Raw genomic sequence first — 18,447 nt, 5'->3', positions numbered from 1 at the left:
TATACACTTACCACTACTAGGTCGTGTTAGGGACTTTCACCCTTAAGATTACGCCCATGCTGGGCGCACATAAAAAAATGTCTATTCATATGAATAGACATTTTAGGGTAGTTTGAGAAAATTGGAAATCATTAAATCATTTCATATAGGCATATAAACTATCTCCAACTTTAAAAGTTATAATTTATATGCCTAATGTAATTAAGATGGGTAATTATATTATTACCTTTTTATTTTTTTATATTCACGAATTTTAAGAAAATAATTTTATTAAATTCGTGCTACTCCACATTCTCTTGCTATTCTTTTTACTTCTTTTGAAACTGAATCTGAAACTCTTTTATCTAAAGCTTTTGGTATTATATAAGTTTCACTTAACTCTTCTTCTTTTATTAGTCCTGCTATTCCTCTAGCTGCAGCAAGTTTCATTTCTTCTGTTATTTCTGTTGCTCTAACTTCTAATGCCCCTTTAAATATTCCTGGGAATACTAAAACATTATTTATTTGGTTGTCAAAATCTGAACGTCCTGTTGCTACAATCCTTGCACCAGCTTCTTTAGCTAAATCTGGCATTATTTCTGGCACTGGATTTGCCATAGCAAATACTATAGAATCTTTATTCATTGAACTTACCATTTCTTTTGTTAATATTCCTGGTGCTGAAACTCCTATAAATATATCTGCACCTTTTATTACATCTTTAAGCTCACCCTCTGCCATTTCTCTATTAGTAACTTTTGCTATTGCTTTTTGAGCATCATTTATAAAATCTTGATTTTCTGTTATTGCTCCATGTCTATCACACATAATTATGTTTTTAGCTCCAGCATTTAAAAGCAACTTACAAATAGCTATACCTGCTGAACCTGCACCATTTATTATTATTTTAACATCTTCTAACTCTTTGTTTACAACTTTTAATGCATTGTATATTCCTGATAGAACTACTACTGCTGTTCCGTGTTGGTCATCATGGAATACTGGTATATCTAATTCCTCTTTTAATCTTTTTTCTATATAAAAACACTCAGGCGCTTTTATGTCTTCTAAATTTATACCTCCAAAAACTGGTGATAATAGTTTTACAGTTTTTATAATTTCTTCTGGGTCTTCAGTATCTAAACATATCGGAAATGCATCTATACCTCCAAATTCTTTAAAAAGTAAAGCCTTTCCTTCCATTACTGGTATAGAAGCTTCTGCCCCTATATTTCCAAGTCCTAAAACGGCAGTACCATTTGAAACTATTGCTACTGTGTTCCCTTTAATTGTATAGTCATAAACTGCTTCTTTATTTTTTGCGATTTGAACACAAGGCTCTGCAACACCTGGAGTATAAGCTAAAGATAAATCTTTGCTACATTCAACTTTCATCTTACCAACTACTTCTAATTTTCCTCTTTTTTCTTTGTGTATTTTTAAAGCTTCTTCTGCTATAGACATTTTTAAAACACCCCTTATGATATATTAAGTAAAACAAGCTAACTTTTTAAAGCATACGTCAACTTGAAATATTTATAAGCTTGTCATCAAATTTCTAAGAATCAAAATCTTCCAGATGTGATTTAAGGGTTGATTTTAGATTCCTATCTTATAGGTTAAAAAAAATTTATTATCTATATAAATTATAACTTATGCTAGTTACTTTTTCCATTGTAATATTCGCAATATTGAATAATTGGACAGGTTTCACACTTTGGTTTTCTAGCATTGCATATTTTCCTTCCATGCCATATTAAGTAGTGATGAGCATCACTCCACATATCTTTAGGGATGTTTTTCATTAATTTTTCTTCAACTTCTTCTACATTTTTTCCTTTTGCTATACCTATTCTATTTGAAAGCCTAAATACATGAGTATCTACTGCTATAGCTGGCTTTCCATATGCATTGGACATAACTACATTTGCTGTTTTTCTTCCTACTCCAGGTAATTTTATAAGTTCTTCCATTTCACTTGGTACTTTTCCATCATATTTTTCTAGAAGCATTTTGCAACAACCAATTATATTTTTGCTTTTATTTCTATAAAATCCACAACTTCTAATTTTTTCACCTAGTTCTTCTTCTGTAAGCTCTAATATTGCCTCTGGCGTATTGTAGTCTTTATACAATTCTTTAGTAACTATGTTTACCCTTTCATCAGTACATTGAGCAGATAATATAGTAGATATTAATAATTCAAAGGGGCTATTAAAAGTTAATCCACAAGTAACACCAGCATAAACCTCACTTAATATTTTTAAAACTTCGTCTCTAGTTTTTTTATTCATAATTTTAATCCTTTCATTAATATATAATTTTAAGATTATAAAGGTAATCAATAATTTTTATTTGTTAATATGTATTATAACATATTTGTGATAATTTAGTTTGCTATGTAAATCAATTATTGATCACTATTTTTATTAGTTTTATCTCTTAAAGGAAAAATTAATCTTATTAAATATTTAATTTAAATAAAGTACAAAACTTAATTAAGCAATTATACAAAATTTTTATGCCATCACAAGAGGGACTTCTCTAGTTAAGAGTTAATAGTTAATAATTAATAGTTATGGTTATTACTACTCACTTCGTTCCTAGTAATACTAAACGTACTTTTTAAATTAGTTTTATCTAAAGATTTAAACAAGCAACGCCTCTAAGCATTGGCTCCATAACAAATGGGACAGGCACGGTAAATTTATTTTCTTCGCTAACATCTGATGCTCTCCTAGTTTTATATTTTTCAACTAATAAATCAAAGCCAGTCCCGAACAACTACGCTACATAGTAGCTACCTGGGGACTGGCTAACCTTTTTTTATTTATGATAATTAAATCCAAAGAGCTGATTTTTATTTTTATATAGATAAACCATTCGTGCCTGTCCCATTTGTTACGGTTGTACATTTTGAATATAGTTTTAGTTTGTTTTGTCTCTAAAACTCAATTTTTACTCCCTTAAGTTGAAAGAAACTGGAATCCAGTTTCATCCATCATTGTCAATTGTCCTTTGTGAATTGTCAATTTTTAAACCTCTACCTCAACTAAGCAAGCAATCACTCAAAGTTCTGCCTCCATCACAAGAGGGACAGACGCGTAATTGGCTACTTTGCTATACTTTGGGATATATGCTTTTATTAATTTTAATTTTTCTCCAATAGCAATCGAAGTCGGTCCCCATTATTCAGTTTTAGTAACACACCTAATCAAGCAATGCCTCTAAGCATTGGCTCCATCACAAATGGGACTTTCCCAGTTAAAAGTTAACAGTGAATAGTTAACAGTTGTGGTTATTACTACTCACTTTGTTCCTAGTAATGCTAAACGTACTTTTAATCTTAGTTATGCTAACAAAATCTAAATAAGTAATAAATTACGGTCTTAGCTCCATAACAAATGGGACAGGCACGGTAAATTTATTTTCTTCGCTAACATCTGATGCTCTCCTAGTTTTATATTTTTCAACTAATAAATCAAAGCCAGTCCCGAACAACTACGCTACATAGTAGCTACCTGGGGACTGGCTAACCTTTTTTTATTTATGGTAATTAAATCCAAAGAGCTGATTTTTATTTTTATATAGATAAACCATTCATGCCTGTCCCATTTGTTACGGTTGTACATTTTGAATATAGTTTTAGTTTGTTTTGTCTCTAAAACTCAATTTTTACTCCCTTAAGTTGAAAGAAACTGGAATCCAGTTTCATCCATCATTGTCAATTGTCCTTTGTCCATTGTCAATTTTCTAAAACTCTCTACCTAAACTAAACAATCAATATCCCTAAGTTATACTTCCATAACAAGCGGGACAGGTTCATTTATTTCTATTTTCTTCGTTTAAACTGTAGATTCCACAATTGCTGTATTTCCATAATAAGTTAAGTAAAGAACCAGTACCCCTATTTGGGTTTTAGTGAAATTTTCAAACAAGCAATTACCCCTAGTGTTGGCTCCATCACAAGAGGGACTTTTTCAGTTAAGAGTTAAGAGTGAATAGTTAACAGTTGTGGTTATTACTACTCACTTCGTTCCTAGTAATGCTAAACGTACTTTTAAACCTAGCTTTACTAACAAAATCTAAGTAAGTAATCCTCTAAAGTTCTACTTCAATTACAAATGGGACTTTTTCAGTTAAGCGTTAATAATTAATAGTTATGGTTATTACTCTTCGCTTTGCTCCTAGTAATGCTAAACGTAATTTTTATAAATTTTCAAAGCAAATTATATGATTAGATTAAAAGAAAGTGGTTGCCACTTTCATCCTGAATTCTTAATTCATAATTCTTAATCCTTAATTTTTTTAATTGTCCTTTGTCCATTGTCAATTTTTTAAACCTCTACCTCAACTAAGCAAGCAATCACTCAAAGTTCTGCCTCCATCACAAGAGGGACAGACGCGTAATTGGCTACTTTGCTATACTTTGGGATATATGCTTTTATTAATTTTAATTTTTCTCCAATATCAATCGAAGTCGGTCCCCATTATTCAGTTTTAGTAACACACCTAATCAAGCAATGCCTCTAAGCATTGGCTCCATCACAAATGGGACAGGCACGGTAAATTTATTTTCTTCGCTAACATCTGATGCTCTCCTAGTTTTATATTTTTCAACTAATAAATCAAAGCCAGTCCCGAACAACTACGCTACATAGTAGCTACCTGGGGACTGGCTAACCTTTTTTTATTTATGGTAATTAAATCCAAAGAGCTGATTTTTATTTTTATATAGATAAACCATTCGTGCCTGTCCCATTTGTTACGGTTGTACATTTTGAATATAGTTTTAGTTTGTTTTGTCTCTAAAACTCAATTTTTACTCCCTTAAGTTGAAAGAAACTGGAATCCAGTTTCATCCATCATTGTCAATTGTCCTTTGTCCATTGTCAATTTTTCCAAACTCTCTACCTCAACTAAGCAAGCAATCACTCAAAGTTCTAACTCCATTACAATAGGGACTCTTAACTATCTAAATTTCAGTTTCAACCACTTATTATTTTTAATCATCTACCAGCCTATATCCTACCCCTACTTCTGTATGAATATATTCTGGATTCATTGTATTTTTTTCTATTTTCCTTCTTAAACTTGCCATGAATACCCTAAGGGTTTGTGTTTCATTACCAATACTTCCGCCCCAAACCTCATGAATTATAAAATTATGAGTTAAAACTTTTCCTGCATGTTTGCATAATAGTGAAATCAATTTATATTCTATTGGTGTTAAATGGATTTCTTTTCCTTCTATTGTAACTTTTCTTTTTTCAAAATCTACATTTAAGTCTTTCACTTTGAAGCTCTTCATAACCTCTTTTTTATCTTCCATAGTTTGTCTATGCCTTAGTGATACCCTTATTCTTGCTAATAACTCACTTATTCCAAATGGCTTTGTTAAATAGTCATCAGCACCTCTATCTAATGCTTCTACCTTTTGTCTTTCATTATCTCTCGCTGAAACAATTATTATAGGGGTTTTTGTCCATTCCCTTATCTTTTCTATAACTTCTAACCCATCAATATCTGGCAGTCCTAAGTCTAGTATTATTAGATCTGGATTATGTGACATAGAAAGAGCTATTCCTTCAAATCCCTTATCAGTTTCAATATACTTATATCCTTGAACCTCTAAAGATGCAGTAATAAAATTTCTTATTGGCTTATCATCTTCAATTACAAGTATATAAGGTTTATTATCCATATCAACACCACCCTTTATTAACTTATTTTCTATTTAGGTAGACTAAATTTAAATATGGCTCCACCTTCTTTTTTATTAATTGCTTTTATTGTGCCACCATGAGCCTCTACTATAGATTTACAAATAACAAGTCCTAACCCAACACCTCGTCTTGAATCAGAAGCCTTTTTCCCATCAGTAAAGAACCTATCAAAAATATATGGTAATATCTCTTCTGATATTCCTGCACCATTATCTATTACTTCAAAAAACACATACTGTTCTTTTTCATATAAGTTAATATTTATTATACCGTCTTTCTTTGAAAATTTTACAGCATTATCTATAAGGTTTATTAAAACCTGTTGAATTAAATTTCTATCCATAGGTAATAATATTATATTTTCAGGAAGCTTAACTTCAATCTTATTATCTTTAAAGTACTTAGAACTTCTTTGAATAGCTTCATATATTACCTCTTCAACTAATTCCACTTCTTTTTTAATTTGCATTTTCCCTTCATCTACCCTTGTCATACTAAGTAGATTTTCAACTAATCTTATTAACCATTGTGTATCTTCATAAACACCTTGAAGAAGTGTACCTTTAGTTTCTTCTGAAATATTTTTTCCATTCTCAATTATAGTGCCAATAGAACCTTTTATTCCAGCTAAAGGACTTCTTAAATCATGAGATATAGCTCTTAACAAATTACTTCTTAATCTTTCTCTTTCAATTTCCATCTTTGAGTTTTCCTGCTCTTTTAAGAATATTTCACGCTCTATTGCTATAGCTATTTCACTAGTTACAGTTCCAACTATAAACTTTTCTTCTGGATCTAATGTGCCTTCACTACAAGAAACGCCTATAACTCCTAAAACTTTATTATGACCTTTCACCGGTATATAATAACCTTTCGCACCATAAAAAGTATTAGTTCCTGAACCAGATTCTTTATCATTTAAAAAAGTCCAATATGCAACTGCTTCTTCATTTCTTGTTAATATTTCACTATTACCATCTTTTCCATCAATTTTATATATAAAAGGTGTTGAAAGTGTATCTTCATTTACTAAATAACATACAACAGTTCTATTAGTAAGTCGCGATATATATTTTATACCTATTGATACAGCATCTGCCGTTCCTCTAGCACTTAATAATTTTTTACTTACTCTATACAAAATCTGAGTTCTTTTTTCTCTTGCCACTGAGTTAATTGCTTGTTTTTGTATTTTATTAGTTAACATTCCTATTATAAATGCAACTATCAACATAATAGGAAAAGTGATTAAATAATTTTTATCATAAAAATGTAGTGATAATCGTGGTTGAGTAAGTAAATAATTAAAGAGCATTACTGCTATTACTGAAGATATTATTCCTATTAAATGCCCAGTAGTTACAATATATATTAATATAACGCCTAATGTAAATACCATAATAGAATTTGCCTCTGAAAGACCTACATAGTCAAAAAACAAAGTAATAATCGTTGCAATAGTCATAATACAGCTAGCTTTTAAAACTTCTTTTATTAAATCTTGTGAGTCTATTTTAGAATTTTCTTTTACTTTCTTTATATTCTTTTTTTCGTTTGAACTTGGAATTATATATAAATCAATACAATCATTATAATCTATTATTTTTTGAGAAATATCTTTTTTAAAAAACTTGAATATACTTTTTGATTTTACATGATTTTTACCAACTATTATTTTAGTTATATTTCTAAACTTAGCATATTCAATTATTTGTTCCACAACATCTTCACCATAAACAGTTACAATTTCGCCTCCTAATTCTTCTACTAAGTTAAAATTATCTTTTAAAGATTTTTTTTCTTCCTTACTAAAGTTTTCACATTCTGTATTTTCTACATATATAGCTATCCATTTACAATGATGAGCCTCGGCCATTCTTGCTGCACTTCTTATTATCTTAGATGAGGATGGGGAAGGGCTAATACATGCAAGTATTTGTTCTACTGTAGCAAGCACTGTAATTTGACCTTTCGAAAGCCTTACACTTTCAACCTCATAATTTACTCTATCTGCTGTCCTTCTTAATGCAATTTCTCTTAATGCAAAAAGATTACTCTTTTTAAAAAAGTTATTAAAGGCCTTTTGTGTTTGTTCTTTGCTATAAATTTTTCCATCAGAAAATCTATTTAAAAGCTCATCTGGCTCTATATCAATTAACTCTACTTTATCCGCATCATCAAATACTTTATCTGGTATTGTTTCTCTAACAAAAACATTTGTTATATCTTCAACTACATCATTTAAACTTTCAATATGCTGAACATTTAATGTAGTATATACATCTATTCCTACATCTAACAATTCGTCTATATCCTGCCATCTTTTTTTATGCCTTTCTCCAATTGCATTAGTATGGGCAAGTTCATCTACTAAAATTATCTCTGGTTTTCGAAGTAGTGCCTCATCTAAATTGAACTCTCTTATTTTTACTCCTTTATAATTAATCATTTTAGGTTTTATATTTTCAAGCCCATATATAAGACTCATAGTTTCTGGTCTTGCATGAGGTTCAATATAGCCAATAACTATATCTTTTCCTAATGCCTTTAAGTCGTGAGCTTCCCTTAACATAGAATATGTCTTGCCTACACCTGCTGCATATCCAAAAAATATTTTTAATTTTCCTCTATTAGAAGTCTCTTCTTCTTTTTCTATTTGATTTAAAAGGTACTCTGGATTTGGTCTTTCATAATCCATTTTAAAACTCACATCCAATCCTTATAAATTTAGTTTATATATTTATAATTAAAAACTTAATATATATATATATTCCTTTATTTTAATGAACTAAACTGAAACTTTAAATTATACTCATAATATTAACTATTTTTTACATAAAAAGAAACTGGTTTTCCAGTTTCTTTTTAATTAATATATACAAAAACTATTTTTTATTAAGTTCTGATTGTATTGCTATATTAGCTTTAAGAATATTTACTTTTTCTTCTCCAAATACTCCTAATAATTTTTTATCTGTTGACTTTTCAACTATTCTTTTTAAATTTTCTTCACTTATACCTGATACCTTTGAAATACGTGGTATTTGGATTTCTGCTGATTTAACAGTTATATTAGGATCTAATCCCGATGCTGAACTAGTTAACAAATCCGTAGGGATATCTTCCTTTTTCACTGTTGGATTTTCTTTTAAAAATTTTTCTATATCATCTTCAACTCTTTTTGTTAAAAGCTTATTTGATGCACCTAAATTTCCTGATCCAGAAGATGGTCCCTTATAATCTGTATCTGAGGAATAGGTATTATAATTTACACTAGATATTCTCCCTTTAAAAAATTTAGAATCTGTAAAATCCTGTCCTATTAATTCTGACCCTACTGCTTCTTCACCTATTTTTATTATGCTTCCATTAGCTTTTTTATTAAAAACCACTTGGCTTATTCCTGTTAGTAACAGTGGATAAATAAATCCACATAGTATTAATAAAACTAAACTTAAAAGAACTGCTTTTTTTAATACTTTCATTTTAGATATTCCACCTTCCTTAAACAATTTATAAATTCACCACTATAAAATTTTTTCTATTTTAAATTACTTCTAAAACAAATACTAATATTATAAGCTTAAAATTGTTATTATTGGTGATATCATTAAGTCTATAATTTTTATCCCTAAAAACGGAACAATTATTCCACCTAATCCAAATATCAACATATTTTTTAATAACATAACTTCTGCTTTCATTGGCTTATATTTTACACCTTTCATTGCAACTGGAATAAGAATTGGAATTATTATTGCATTAAATATTAATGCTGATAATATAGCACTGTTTGGAGTTGATAGCTTCATAACATTTAATATTTGCATTTTGGGTATAGCTATTGTAAAAATTGCTGGTATTATAGCAAAGTACTTTGCAACATCATTAGCAATACTAAAAGTTGTTAATGCCCCACGAGTTATTAAGAGTTGTTTACCTATTTCTACAACTTCAAGTATTTTAGTTGGATCTGAATCCAAATCAACCATGTTAGCTGCTTCTTTTGCTGCTATTGTTCCGCTATTCATTGCAAGCCCTACGTCTGCTTGAGCTAATGCTGGGGCATCATTTGTTCCATCGCCAGTCATTGCTACTATTTTTCCTTCTTCTTGTTCTTTCTTTATTGCATTTATCTTATCTTCTGGTTTGCACTCTGCAATAAACCCGTCTATTCCAGCTTCTTTTGCTATAGTAGCTGCTGTTAATGGATTATCCCCTGTGCACATTACAGTTTTTATTCCTATCTCTCTAAGCCTTTCAAATTTTTCTACTAGACCAGGTTTTACTGTATCTTTAAGATAAATAACTCCGTAAATTTTTTCATCTACTACAACGACTAAAGGAGTCCCCCCTAGCTTTGCAACCCTATTTACTATATGCTCTACTTCTTTTGGTACAGTTTCCCCAAATTCACTTACCCTTTCTTTTATAGCTTCAAATGCACCTTTTCTAATAGTTATTCCATTTTCTAAATCTACTCCACTCATTCTTGTCTGAGCTGTAAATTCTATAAATTGAACGTTTTTATATAAATTTTCATCAATTTTAATTCCTAATTTATTTCCTAAAGATACTATTGATTTTCCTTCTGGAGTATCATCTTTTAAAGAACATATTACCGCATATTTTATTAATTCATTTCTATTTATACCTTCTATTGGTATAAAATCTGCTGCTAGTCTATTTCCAAAGGTTATAGTACCTGTTTTATCCAATATCATAGTATCTACATCGCCACAAGCTTCCACTGCTTTCCCTGACATTGCTATAACATTAAACTTTGTAACTCTATCCATTCCAGCTATACCTATAGCAGATAAAAGCCCTCCTATTGTAGTTGGTATTAAACATACAGTTAATGCTATTAGTGTTGCAATAGGAAGTTTAACTCCTAAATAATTAGCCATAGGATACAGTGTTACAATTACAACTAAAAAAATCAAAGTAAGACTTACTAGTACAGTATTAAGTGCTATTTCATTAGGAGTTTTTTGTCTTGATGCCCCTTCTACTAATGCAATCATTTTATCTAAAAAAGATTCTCCTGAAGATGTTGTTATTTTTATTTTTAGCCAATCACTAACAACCTTTGTTCCACCTGTTACTGATGAAAAATCTCCACCACTTTCTTTTATAACAGGAGCCGACTCTCCTGTTATAGCTGATTCATCAACGGATGCAACCCCTTTTATAATTTCTCCATCACTTGGAATTATATCTCCATTTTCAACTAATACTATATCGCCTTTTTTTAAGTCACAAGCACTTATAACTTTAACTGTGCCCTTATTATCTAATAATTTTGCTGTAGTATCCTTACGAGTTTTCTTTAATGCTTGTGCTTGTGCTTTTCCACGACCTTCTGCTACAGATTCTGCAAAATTTGCAAAAAGAACTGTTATTAATAAAATTACTGAAACTATACCATTGTACATTCTAAGATTATTTCCACTATCTCCAAATAAGTTTGGAAAAGCTGTTAATAATACTGATATAACAAATCCTATTTCTACTACAAACATAACTGGATTTTTCATCATATATTTAGGATTTAATTTCTTAAAAGCTTGAATTATAGAGCTTTTAAAAATATCCTTTGTTATAAATTTAGATTTTTTCTCTTTACTATCCATAATTACAAGTCCTTTCATAACTTATATAGAGTTCTAAACTAAATTCTAAAGTTATTCATTTATCAAGTGAGAAAGTTTAAATTAATATAGGGTTCCAAGTTGACTTTTAAAATTATTGAATAAATTTAAATTGGAGCTTGTTTCCCTATATAGGTCCAAAATCACATTTCAATATTAATACCAAAGATTTAAATGTTCAGTTATTGGTCCTAATGCTAATGCTGGCAAAAATGTAAGTGCTCCTATTATCAGTATGATAAATACTAATGTTATAGAAAAAGCAATTCCATCTGTTCTTAAAGTTCCTAAACTCACATTTACCGGTTTTTTAGCTAACAAAGAACCTGATACTGCAAGTAGTATTGCCATAGATAAATACCTTCCATAAAACATTACTATTCCTGCCATAACATTCCAGAATGGTGTATTATCAACTAATCCTTCAAACCCAGAACCATTATTAGCTGCAGAAGATGCAAACTGATAAATTACCTGTGTTAATCCATGAAATGATGGATTAGATATGGATGAAACTCCACTTGATGTTATAAATGCTAAAGCTGAAGAAATTAATATTAAAAATGGATGTATCATTATAGCTAATGCTATTAGTTTAATTTCTTTTCCCTCTATTTTTTTTGATAAAAACTCTGGTGTTCTTCCAACCATAAGTCCACATAGAAATACTGCAAGTATTGCATACATAATTACATTCATAAATCCGACGCCTTCTCCACCAAAAACAACATTAAGCATCATATTCATAAGTGCCACTGCACCACTTAATGGCATTAATGAATCATGCATATTATTTACACTACCGGTTGTAAAAGATGTTGTTATTGTAGTGAACAAAGTAGATTGTCCTACACCAAATCTTACCTCTTTCCCTTCCATATTTCCCATAGACTGATTTAAACCTATTTGGGATAATACTGGATTACCTGCCATTTCTGATTTATAACATATTACTAATCCTAAAATGAATATTATTGACATTGCTAAAAATATTGCAAATCCTTGTTTTTTGTTTTTTAGCATTAATCCAAAAGTATATATTAATGCTCCTGGTATAAGCATCATAGATAACATTTCTATTGTATTACTTATAATTGTAGGATTCTCAAAAGGATGTGCTGAGTTAGATGCAAAAAAACCACCACCATTTGTTCCTAGGTGTTTTATAGACTCTAATGCTGCTACTGGCCCTAATGTTATATCCTGCATTTTACCCTCTATTGTTGTTACTGTTTCTATACCTTTTAAAGTTTGTGGCACTCCTTGTGAAACCAAAACAAGTCCTATTATTATTGATAATGGTAATAAAACTCTTGTTATAACTCTTACAAAGCTTACATAAAAACTACCCATTGTTTTTCCTGTTATACCTTTCATAAATGCTACAACTGCCGCAAATCCTGTAGCTGCTGATGTAAACATCATGAAAATAATAACTGCCATTTGACTAAAGTGTGAAAGCGCTGACTCTCCTGCATAATCTTGAAGATTAGTATTGGTCATAAAACTTATTATAGTGTTAAAAGCTAAATCTTCTTTCATTGCTCCTACATTGTTAGGATTTAAGATATGAAATTTTTGAGTTCTTAATATGATATATCCGATAAGAACCATAACTCCATTTACTACTATAAGTGTTAAGATGTACTGTTTCCAATTCATATCTTCATCTTTATCTATTCCACATATTTTATAAATTAAATTATCTATTTTATTAAAAATTTTATCTCCAAAAGCCTTTTCTCCAGTAATTACTTTATATAGATACTTTCCCATTGGTATTATTAATAAAATAAATACTAATAAAATCAAAAATATTTGAATCCAATCCATAAGTCTCCCCCCTAATAGATTCTAAAATTTTTCTGGATTAAAAAGTGCGTAAAACAAATATATAAATAATAGAACTAATGTTATTATTAAAATCCACATAAAAGTTCCTCCTTATTTGTACTTTCTATTAATTTGTTTTTTACACCAAGTTGTAAAAAAACTTATTGAACAAAATGCTAATAACAAGCTAGTACTAAAAACTAAATCCATCATTTTTTAATTCCTCCACTAATTTTTGTTAACATGATAAAAACTATATTAGCTTTTTTCAGTATGTAAATTTCTCTATGGATTTTATATTAGCACTGCCTATATAAAATTAGCATTAAGATTTCTTATGCTATATAAAGATTGTATAAAGATTATAAATTAACTAAAATTCAGCTTAAATATTTATACTTTCTTTATACTAATTGGTAATTTCTTAATCCTATCTTCATATTAAAGTTGCTAAAATTTACTTATTACAGGATAAATTTTTATTATTCATTAATTTAAATATGATAAATATGTTTTGAAAGGTGAGAACTATATGAGATTTGATGATTTAATTAAAAAAGCTATTATTGAAATTAAAAATGAAAATTTTCTTAAAGCAACTGAATATATACACCTAGCCATATCTGAAGATGATAATTCAGCTAAACCACATAATTTACTTGGTATTATTGAAGAAATCAATGGTAATCTAGAGCTTGCTAACAATCACTATAGGGCTGCTTATTCTTTAGAGCCGACTTTTAAAGCTTCAGACAATAACTTAAAAAGAATAACATCTTTTTATTATGTATTTGATTTAGAAAAAATTGATTTTGGAGAAACCATGCAACTTCAAGTTGGAGTTTAAATTTATTTGTTAAATTGTAAAATATAATGTATATTTTTATGTTTTTTATCCATAATAAATATTGAAACGATTTGAAAATCTTATTTTTACAAAAGATATTTCAGTAAGAAACTAAAGAAAATCTCATCAGATACCAAAGAAAAGAGGGAACATTAAGTTCCCTCTTTATCTTTTTAAGATTATATTTTTATTTAATTATAATAATCAATTTTATAAATTCTTTTAAAAGCTTATTTACTATATTACAAAGCTATAATAATTTAAAAAAATATTGTTGTTGAGCATTATATGTTACTATTGCCTGACCGATTAACATTAACCAATTTCCTATTGCATTTTGAACATTAAACGGAGTATCCCCACCTATGAAATTGCCTATCATTTCTGCAATAACTATAAATGTTTGTGGATCCTTTCCTTGAAAATCATTATAGCCCATTAAAATTCCCTCATATTGCTTGATTAATATATATTATTCTAATCTTAAAATCAATATGACAATTTATTAGGATTCTTTTTCCTTTAGTTTCTCTAGCATATCTTTTGTCATTTTAGCCAAATCATATTCTGCCTTGAATCCCCATTCTTCTTTAGCACAAGTGCAATCTATTGAATTTGGCCAAGAATTTGCTATTGCTTGTCTTATTGGATCTGGCTTAAATTCTATTTCAAATTCAGGTATGTGTTTTTTTATCTCCGCTGCTATTTCACTTGGTTCAAAACTCATAGCTGTTATATTGAATGCGTTTCTATGCTTTAATTTTGAAGCATCTGCTTCCATAAGAGTTATTATTGCATTTATTGCATCTGGCATATACATCATATCCATATAAGTTCCTTTATCTATATATGAAATATATTTACCATTTTTTAATGCTTCATAATAAATATCTACAGCGTAATCTGTTGTTCCGCCCCCTGGAGGAGCTACATAAGATATTAATCCTGGGAACCTTACTCCTCTAGTATCTACACCAAATTTAGTATGATAGTAATCACATAACAATTCACCCGAAACTTTAGTTACTCCATACATAGTTTTTGGTCTTTGTATTGTGTCTTGTGGAGTACTATCTTTTGGTGTATCTGGTCCAAAGGCACCTATAGAACTTGGTGTAAAGAACTTGCAATTTAATTCCCTAGCTACTTCTAACGCATTTACAAGTCCACCCATATTTATATTCCATGCAAGTTGAGGTTTTGCTTCTGCAACTGCTGAAAGCAATGCTGCCAAATGAACTATAGTATCAACCTCATACTTTTTAGCAACTTGAAGCATTCTCTCTCTATCAAGTACATCTATTATTTCAAATATTCCACCTTCTACAATAGCATTGCCTTCAGGTTTTCTAATATCACTTGCAACTACATTATCTTTTCCATATCTCTTTCTTAACTCTGTTACAAGTTCTGTTCCTATTTGACCTAAACATCCTGTGACCAAAATTTTCTTCATAATTTGTGCCCCCTATTTTTTGTTAGTATCTCTTTTATTTTCTTCTTAACCTAAATTATCCCCATTTCTTTTCCTACTTTTTCATATATAGCAATTGCTTTATCAAGCATTTCCTTTGTATGTGCTGCTGTTGGCATATTTCTTACTCTTGCTGTTCCTAACGGTACTGTTGGGAATACTATTGATTTTGCATATACACCTTCCTCATATAATCTTTTACTGAATTCTTGAGCCTTATCTGCTTCACCTATTATACAAGGAGTTATTGGTGTTTCACTGTTTCCTATATTAAATCCAAGTCCCTTTAGACCTTTCTTTAAATAGTTTCCATTTTCCCATAATTTATCATTAAGTTCTGTGCTTTCAGTTAATATATTTATAGCTTCTATACAAGCTCCTGATGCCCCTGGAGTAAGTGATGTTGAGAATAAAAATGGTCTTCCTCTAACCTTTAACCAATCAATTAAATCTTTAGATCCTGCTACATAACCACCTACAACACCTATTGCTTTAGATAATGTTCCTATTTGAAAATCTATCTTATCTGATAATCCAAAATGCTTAACTGTTCCTGCACCTTTACCTAGAACCCCTGAACCATGAGCATCATCAACATAAGTTATTAAATCAAATTCTTCTGCTATTTCAACTATTTCAGGAAGTTTTGCTATGTCCCCATCCATAGAAAATACACCATCTGTTATAACCATTATTTTTTCATAAAGTCCTGACTCTTTTGCTTCCTTTGCTTTTTCTCTTAAATCAACCATATCTGAATGATTTACTCTTATGATTTTTGCACCTGATAATCTACATCCATCTATTATTGATGCATGATTTAAAGCATCAGAAAGTATAGCATCTTTTTTATTCATAACTGCTGATATTGCAGCCATATTGCAATTAAATCCTGATTGAAATGCTATAGCCGCTTCTGTATGTTTAAATTTAGCTAATTTTTTTTCTAGTTCAACATGTATGTCTAAAGTTCCATTTATAGTTCTAACTGCACCTGCACCTGCACCATACTTTTCAGTTGCTTTTATTGTTGCATTAATCATTCTAGGGTCTGTTGCAAGACCTAAGTAATTATTAGAAGAAAGATTTATTAATTCCTTTCCTCCTATATTTATAATTGGGCCATTAGATCCGTTTATTACATTTATTTCATTATATAAACCTTTACTTTTTAAGTCTTGTAAATTTGTTTTTAAAAAACTTGATAGCGCTTTACTTCCCATTTTTAACCCTCCAATACTTAACTTTTTTTAAATTTAATTTTAATTTATATTATTATTAATTTATAAATTAAATGCTATTTTTAATTATTAGGTTTAAATTTTATAAACTCCCTAATTAATGAATACTTCTAGCACACCTCTATAACAAAAGGTACAGAGGCATAATTACCTAGTTTTTTATACTTAATAATCTATACTTTTGTTGATTTTTAATTTTTTTCTACAATGTTCAAAATCAGTCCCTGTCCTCTAAGCTACAAAATAGCCAATTAATTTAGACAAATTTATTATTATAGGGAAACAAGCTCAAATTTAAATTTATTCAATAACTTTAAAATATTTTTATACAAAATATAGTGTTGAGTTCCAAGTGATTCAGAGCATGTCTCACTATTTTAGGTATCCAAGTTTTGGAATGGATAATTTTAAAAGTCAACTTGGAACCCTATAATTCAAAATATAATTATTAACATTATTACTATTATTAGTTGCTAGATATAGATCTATAATTCAAATCTATAAATTTTATTTTCATACTATATATTTATTAATTAATAATTCAAATAGACAGACTAATATTTATTAGTAATCATTTATGATTTTCTACATTTTTTTAGGAACTCCTTCTTTATTTTTTGAATAGTTTAAATTTTTAAATTATTTTTTCTTTAAAAAATCTTATTTTATATATTTCTTATATTTAATTTTACTTTTTTAGAAAATAGTTTAAATTTATTGTAATTCACAATAACTATATTCTAATTTTAAATAAATCATCTAAGAATTATTTGCCAAAATAATATTCTAATTTTATTGTTGACTATATCGTAATATATAGATATAATAATATAGAACTTACACAGAGTATATTTTTTAAAAACGTAATAATAATTTTAGGATTTAAAATAACACATAAGAAGGGGTAGATTGAATGAATTTTTATAAAAAATATGGTTATATTATATTTTTAGCATTTTTAGTACTTTCATTGTTTAATATGGCATTAGCTAGCATTGCAGTAATTTGTATGATAGCTCCCGTTATTTTAGCTCTATTAGGCAAAGGTAGATTTTGGTGTGGAAACTTTTGTCCACGTGGTAACTTCTATGATAATATTATGAAAAAAGTTTCACCTAAAAAAGAAGTACCTAAATTTTTTAAAAGTACTATACTTAGAACTTTCATGGTATTTTTCCTTATAGGAATGTTTTCAATGGGCGTTAAACAAAACTGGGGGAATCCAGCTGGTATCGGCATGGTTTTCTATAGAATTATTGTTATAACAAGTATTGTTGGAATAATTTTAAGTATGCTTTATTCTCACAGAACTTGGTGCAACTTCTGTCCAATGGGAACTTTATCTTCTTTGGTTGCTAAAGTACGTAGGAAAAATGTAGCTCTTAAGGTAGATAGTTCTTGTGTAGGATGTAACCTTTGTGCTAAAAAATGTCCAATGGGAATATCAGCAAAAGAATATAAGAATTCACATATAACAAATACAGAATGTATACACTGTAATGAATGTGTATATGCTTGCCCTAAAAAAAGTATAAATTTAGATACTAACTTATAGTTATAGGGAAACAAGCTCCAATTTAAGTTTATTCAATAACTTTAAAATATTTTCATACAAAATATAGTGTTGAATTTGAAGTGATTCGGAGCATGTCTCACTATTTTGGGTATCCAAGTTTTGGAATGGATAATTTTA

The 18,447-nt window shown here is 29.1% G+C and carries 14 protein-coding genes; 2 read left to right on the top strand and 12 right to left on the bottom strand.

The window, feature by feature from the left end:
• Nucleotides 1-270: 270 nt before the first annotated feature.
• From AZI32_RS13405 to kdpA, 9 genes are all read right to left on the bottom strand, one after another.
• Nucleotides 271-1,443, bottom strand: coding sequence for a malic enzyme-like NAD(P)-binding protein (locus tag AZI32_RS13405; protein ID WP_061996315.1), 1,173 nt, complete (start codon nt 1,441-1,443; stop codon nt 271-273).
• A gap of 194 nt (nt 1,444-1,637) precedes the next feature.
• Nucleotides 1,638-2,273 carry an endonuclease III gene (nth, locus tag AZI32_RS13400; RefSeq protein ID WP_061996314.1) on the bottom strand — a complete coding sequence of 212 codons (636 nt, stop codon included), beginning with the start codon at nt 2,271-2,273 and terminating at the stop codon, nt 1,638-1,640.
• 346 nt (nt 2,274-2,619) lie between these two features.
• The gene (locus AZI32_RS18475) at nt 2,620-2,763 is read right to left on the bottom strand and encodes a hypothetical protein (RefSeq protein WP_157450918.1); all 144 of its coding nucleotides are present in this window, start codon (nt 2,761-2,763) and stop codon (nt 2,620-2,622) included.
• Nucleotides 2,764-4,495: 1,732 nt separating this feature from the next.
• Nucleotides 4,496-4,627 (bottom strand): hypothetical protein, encoded by a 132-nt coding sequence (locus AZI32_RS19055; RefSeq protein WP_275934986.1) that lies wholly within the window; start codon nt 4,625-4,627, stop codon nt 4,496-4,498.
• 357 nt (nt 4,628-4,984) lie between these two features.
• A complete protein-coding gene (locus AZI32_RS13395) occupies nt 4,985-5,683 on the bottom strand; it encodes a response regulator transcription factor (protein WP_061996313.1) in 699 nt (232 codons plus the stop codon).
• A 29-nt stretch (nt 5,684-5,712) separates the two neighbouring features.
• Nucleotides 5,713-8,403, bottom strand: a complete 2,691-nt coding sequence (locus tag AZI32_RS13390; RefSeq protein WP_082761258.1) for a sensor histidine kinase KdpD — start codon at nt 8,401-8,403, stop codon at nt 5,713-5,715.
• Nucleotides 8,404-8,590: 187 nt separating this feature from the next.
• On the bottom strand, nt 8,591-9,190 hold the full coding sequence (kdpC, locus tag AZI32_RS13385) for a potassium-transporting ATPase subunit KdpC (RefSeq protein WP_061996316.1): 600 nt from the start codon (nt 9,188-9,190) through the stop codon (nt 8,591-8,593).
• 90 nt (nt 9,191-9,280) lie between these two features.
• Complete coding sequence (gene kdpB / locus AZI32_RS13380; RefSeq protein WP_061996312.1) at nt 9,281-11,341, bottom strand: potassium-transporting ATPase subunit KdpB; 2,061 nt, start codon at nt 11,339-11,341, stop codon at nt 9,281-9,283.
• A 174-nt stretch (nt 11,342-11,515) separates the two neighbouring features.
• Complete coding sequence (kdpA, locus tag AZI32_RS13375) at nt 11,516-13,192, bottom strand: potassium-transporting ATPase subunit KdpA (RefSeq protein WP_061996311.1); 1,677 nt, start codon at nt 13,190-13,192, stop codon at nt 11,516-11,518.
• Nucleotides 13,193-13,724: 532 nt separating this feature from the next.
• Here kdpA and AZI32_RS13370 point away from each other — a divergent pair.
• On the top strand, nt 13,725-14,039 hold the full coding sequence (locus tag AZI32_RS13370) for a hypothetical protein (protein ID WP_061996310.1): 315 nt from the start codon (nt 13,725-13,727) through the stop codon (nt 14,037-14,039).
• A gap of 250 nt (nt 14,040-14,289) precedes the next feature.
• On the opposite strand, the gene AZI32_RS13365 is transcribed toward AZI32_RS13370, so the two are convergent.
• The 3 genes from AZI32_RS13365 to AZI32_RS13355 all read right to left on the bottom strand — a co-directional run bounded on the left by AZI32_RS13365 (nt 14,290) and on the right by AZI32_RS13355 (nt 16,736).
• On the bottom strand, nt 14,290-14,478 hold the full coding sequence (locus tag AZI32_RS13365) for a hypothetical protein (protein ID WP_061996309.1): 189 nt from the start codon (nt 14,476-14,478) through the stop codon (nt 14,290-14,292).
• A gap of 66 nt (nt 14,479-14,544) precedes the next feature.
• On the bottom strand, nt 14,545-15,495 hold the full coding sequence (locus AZI32_RS13360) for an L-threonine 3-dehydrogenase (protein WP_061996308.1): 951 nt from the start codon (nt 15,493-15,495) through the stop codon (nt 14,545-14,547).
• 50 nt (nt 15,496-15,545) lie between these two features.
• Complete coding sequence (locus tag AZI32_RS13355) at nt 15,546-16,736, bottom strand: glycine C-acetyltransferase (RefSeq protein ID WP_061996307.1); 1,191 nt, start codon at nt 16,734-16,736, stop codon at nt 15,546-15,548.
• A 931-nt stretch (nt 16,737-17,667) separates the two neighbouring features.
• Between AZI32_RS13355 and AZI32_RS13350 the strand changes: the two genes are divergently transcribed.
• Nucleotides 17,668-18,309, top strand: a complete 642-nt coding sequence (locus AZI32_RS13350; protein WP_061996306.1) for a 4Fe-4S binding protein — start codon at nt 17,668-17,670, stop codon at nt 18,307-18,309.
• The last annotated feature ends 138 nt before the right edge of the window (nt 18,310-18,447 follow it).

It is taken from the genome of Clostridium sp. ATCC 25772, from assembly GCF_001573875.1.
GTDB lineage: Bacteria > Bacillota > Clostridia > Clostridiales > Clostridiaceae > Clostridium_J > Clostridium_J senegalense.
This window is presented reverse-complemented; position numbering and strand designations above follow the sequence as displayed.